The 4031-nt window shown below is 51.9% G+C and carries 4 protein-coding genes; all 4 read right to left on the bottom strand.

Annotated features, from left to right (window positions below):
- Positions 1-30 precede the first annotated feature (30 nt).
- Positions 31-1368, bottom strand: a complete 1338-nt coding sequence (locus AC5OW4_RS14765; RefSeq protein ID WP_006059252.1) for an extracellular solute-binding protein — start codon at positions 1366-1368, stop codon at positions 31-33.
- A 47-nt stretch (positions 1369-1415) separates the two neighbouring features.
- Positions 1416-2255 carry a carbohydrate ABC transporter permease gene (locus AC5OW4_RS14760; RefSeq protein WP_493677164.1) on the bottom strand — a complete coding sequence of 280 codons (840 nt, stop codon included), beginning with the start codon at positions 2253-2255 and terminating at the stop codon, positions 1416-1418.
- A 15-nt stretch (positions 2256-2270) separates the two neighbouring features.
- On the bottom strand, positions 2271-3191 hold the full coding sequence (locus tag AC5OW4_RS14755; RefSeq protein WP_302951868.1) for a carbohydrate ABC transporter permease: 921 nt from the start codon (positions 3189-3191) through the stop codon (positions 2271-2273).
- A partial coding sequence (locus AC5OW4_RS14750; RefSeq protein ID WP_493677163.1) for an ABC transporter ATP-binding protein occupies positions 3184-4031 on the bottom strand: 848 nt, incomplete at its 5' end. The genes AC5OW4_RS14755 and AC5OW4_RS14750, both read right to left, overlap by 8 nt.

Below are 4031 nucleotides of genomic sequence, written 5' to 3'. Positions count from 1 at the left end.
CTTCCGATCTCTCCCCTTCCCTGTCGTTGGTTATTTCAGGCTGTTCAGGCAAGCTTCGATGGCCGCTGCCGGATCTTTGAAATTGACCAGCACTTCGTCCATCATCGTCTTCACCGCTTCATAAACTGCGCTGGATGTGTAGTCGTCCGTCGAGAACGCCGGCAGGAAGAAGTAAGCGTCGGACTGAGCCGGACCGGAGATCTTCGTGTCGTTGGTGCCCGCTTCCACGAATGCTTTGTATTCTGCATCGTCAACCACGCTCTGGCGGATCGGCAGATACCCCGTGTTCAGCGTCATCGGCAGGTTGGATTCCTTGCTTGACATGAATTTGATGAATTCATAAGCCGCATAGCTCTGTTCCGCATTGCCGGATTGGTTCAGCGCCGCTAAAACGTAACCGTTGGAAATGACCTGCTTGTTGGCAGCGTCAGCCTGCGGAATTGCGGCGGAAGCCCAGACAACCTGTTCCGGATCCGCGATCTTGCTGGAAATGTACTGGCTTTCCACGGTTCTGCCGATATACATCGGAACGATTCCGTTGGCAAACGGACCGGAGAAGAACATGTCTTCGCCCGCTAACCGAAAATTGCCGTTCTGGATATTTTCCTGCATGTAGGTCAGCGCCTTGATGGCTGCCTCGCTGTTGAATAACAGTTCGCCCTTGACGTTGGTGTAATCGCCGCCGAACTGCTTGGTCAGCGTGATGAACATATCCGCCGGATAGTCGGTGCCAAATGCCGGCTTGCCTGTGATCGCCTGAATCTTCGCAGAAGTTTCAGCCAGCTCCTCCCAGGTTGTCGGCACGGTTAATCCGTTGGTTTCAAAGAATTTCTGATTGTAGTACAGCACTTCCGTATACATTGTAAACGGCAGCGAATACGTTCCTTCGACGGAATAGTTGGCGCCGAATGTTCTGAACGATTCATAGATATCGTCGTAGTCCGTCATGCCGACCGCCGCATCGTTGATATACGGCGTCAGATCGACCACCGCTTCGGAGGCGAGCAGATCTTCCACATAGGTCTGCTGGGACAGAACCACCGCCGGAGCGTTCTTTGCCTTGACCGCGCCGACAACCTTGTTGTTGACTTCCGCACTGGAGCCCTGGTTGATCGCGGTGACGGTGATGCCTTTTTCCTTACCGATCGTGCTGTTGAATTCCTCAACCCGCTGGTTGACGATTTCCTCTTGGATGTTGGTACAGTTATGCCAGAATTCAATGCTGATCGGGCTGGTGATCTCTGTGACTAAAGCGGCCTTGTCCGAGCCGCCGTTCTCCGGTTCCGTCGTCTTGCCGCCGTTGGACGAGCAAGCGCCTAAGCCGAGAACCATCATCAGAGAAAGAATGCAAATTAAGCCTTTTTTCATGTTTTCTTTCCTCTCTTTATTTTATATATCAAAGGGCCTGCCCAAGGCTACCCTTTAATACCACCGCGGGCGACGCCGTTGATGATCTGCTTTCTGAAGATCAGATAGAAGACGACCATCGGCAGAATGACGACACAGGCGCCGGCCATCTGCAGATTCACGAAGGATGAAGCGTCGTTGTTGAAGTACATCAAGCCGGTCGTCAGCACCCGCTTGTCCGGACTGTTGGTGACCATTAACGGCCACAGGAAGGAATTCCAGGTCGTGATGAAGTGCAGGATCGAGATCGTTGCGATCGCATTCTTGCTCATGGGGACCATGACCTTCCACAGATAACGCCAGTCGCTGCAGCCGTCGATCTTCGCGGCTTTATATAAGATTGGCGGTACCTGCATAAAATATTCGCGCAGCATATAGATGTAAAACCCGCTGGCCAGGGTTGGAATAATAATGCCCTGGTAGGTATCCAGCCAGCCCAGATGGGAGACGGTGACATAGTTCTGGATGATCAAGAGCTCCGTCGGCACCATCATCGTCGACAGAAACAGCCAGAACCAGAATTTCTTCCCCTTGAATTCCAGAACGGAAAAGGCGAAGGACGCCAGTACCGTGACCACAACCGCCAGCAGCGTGGAGATCGTCGCGATGATGCAGGTGTTGATGAAATACTGCCCGAAAGGAGCGGTATCGAAAACCGTTTTGAAGTTTACCGCCATCCATTCCTTCGGGAACCAGATCGGCGGAATCCGGATCGATTCGTCCAAGGTTTTGAACGCCGTCAGAATCATCCAGAGAAATGGGAACAGCATCGACAGCGCGCCGGCGATCAGGAAGGCATATTTAAGCAATGTGCCCAGCTGACCGGGTAGCTTGTTTTTCTTTTTCATCACGCTCTCCCCTTCCTAGTTATAATGGATGAACCGCTTGGACACTTGGTTCTGGATCATCGTCACGACTGTAATGATGATGAACAGAATGATCGCGGCCGCCGAGGCATAATGAACCTGATTGCGGTTATAGAACATATCATAAATGTAATAAACGACGGTGATCGCGCTGTTGGCCGGACCCGCCTGACCGGAAAACAGCGAAAAGATTTCATTATACAGCTTAAAGGCGTAGATCACTGATACCATGATGACCATCCAGAGCGTCGGCGACAACAGCGGCAGCGTGACGTGAAAGAACGTCCGCAGCTTGCTCGCTCCATCAATCCGAGCCGCTTGATAGTATTGCTCGTCAATTTTCTGCAAGCCTGCCAAAAACAGTACGATCTTAAAGGCCAGGCCGCTCCAGATATAGAAGATCGTAACCGCCCAGATCGCCAGCTTCGGATCCGACAGCCACTTCATTGCCGGAATCCCGAACAGGCTCAGAAAATAATTGATATAACCATATTCCGAGTGGAACAGCCAGCGGAACACGATACCGATCGCAATGATCGAGGTGACATACGGAAGAAAATACACCGTTTGGAAAACGCCTTTGAATTTGACTTTGGAGTTGATCAAGACGGCGATCACCAGCGCGATAATCAGCGAAATCGGCAGGCCTACCCCAAAGATGATCAGCGTATTCTTGAGCGCCAGCTGGAAGGATGGATCGCCGAGAACATGCTCAAACGCCTTCAGGCCAAACCCCTTGCCGACTTCCGTCAGGTAGTTGTACTTTGTATAAAAACCCATCCGGAACACTTTCACCAGCGGATAGAGTACGAAAACCAGCATGACTAAAATCGCCGGAGCGAGATAGAGATAGGCTTTATAGCTCTCGTAGAATTTCTTCCACGCGGAGCGTTTTTTTATCGTCGGAGCCTTACTCATACTTAAATTCCTTATTCAGCCGCCGGCCGGATTCCTTGTCAAACAGATAGATGCGCTTACCCTTAATAGCCAGGGAGATCGGCGCACCGGCTTTGACTAAATGCACGCTGTCGATCAGGGCGTGAACCGGAGTGGCATTGAGCGTGAAGGTGATCAGCTGGTCGCGGCCGCGGATTTCCACGGATTCTACCAGGACCGTCAGTTCCTCTCCCAGCGTAAACGATTCCGGACGAATACCGGCCAACACCGTTCCGCTGATGTCTTCCTGCACCGAATAATGCGCTTCGTTCAAGCGGATCATCCCCTGCTCAGCCTGAACCTCCACGAAATTCATCGGCGGATTGCCTAAGAAGCCGGCAACAAACTGATTAGCTGGTTCCAGATACATCCGCTGTGGGAAGCATTGCTGCTGGATAACACCTTTTTTCATCAACACGATTTCATCAGTGATGCTCATCGCTTCTTCCTGATCATGGGTCACGAAAATCGTCGTGACGCCGGTTTCTTTCTGAATGCGGCGAATTTCTTCACGCATTTCCAAACGCAGACGCGCGTCCAGATTGGACAGCGGTTCGTCCAACAACAGAACCTTCGGCTGCTTGACCAACGCCCGGGCGATCGCCACCCGCTGCTGCTGACCACCGGAAAGCTGCGACGGTTTACGCTTCAGCAGATCATCGACCTTGACCAGCTTGGCCATCTCCATACACCGCGCCAGCGCTTCCTCTTTTTTCACTTTTGCGTTGACTAACGGAAACATGATATTCTGCTGCACGGTCATATGCGGATACAAGGCATAGTTCTGGAATACCAGATCGGAAGAGCACACGTCTGAACTCC

This window comes from Holdemania sp., assembly GCF_986127675.1.
This window is presented reverse-complemented; position numbering and strand designations above follow the sequence as displayed.